The sequence below is a fragment of the Bacillus sp. H1a genome (genome assembly GCF_000633475.1).
Taxonomy (GTDB): domain Bacteria; phylum Bacillota; class Bacilli; order Bacillales; family Bacillaceae_G; genus Bacillus_A; species Bacillus_A paramycoides.
Genome location: NZ_AYMH01000148.1, coordinates 1 through 260, shown reverse-complemented (window position 1 = coordinate 260; position 260 = coordinate 1). Strand labels below are relative to the sequence as shown.

The following is a 260-nucleotide window of genomic DNA, read 5'->3' as shown; positions in this document are numbered from 1 at the left end:
GATTTTGTTGCATTACTCTGTGGATCAAGGTCAACGAGTAAAGTTCGTTTCCCCTTTTTTGCGAATTCATAAGAGTTTAATACAGCATTAGTGGTTTTACCAACGCCACCTTTGTAGTTCCCAACAGTAATTGTAATAGCCATTTATACCACTCCATTTATTATTTGAAAAAGTCCTCTATATCCCTACTTCTATATTTTAGTAAAAGAATTATAGAAATAGGGAAGTATCTACTTTTAGAAATAGGGATATTTCCCTAT

General features: G+C 32.7%; 1 protein-coding gene. It reads right to left on the bottom strand.

Annotated elements, in window-relative coordinates; all coding sequences use genetic code 11:
• Window positions 1-143, bottom strand: a 143-nt coding sequence (locus tag U860_RS34815) for a ParA family protein (protein WP_162791028.1), incomplete at its 3' end; no start/stop codon positions are given.
• Window positions 144-260 lie beyond the last annotated feature (117 nt).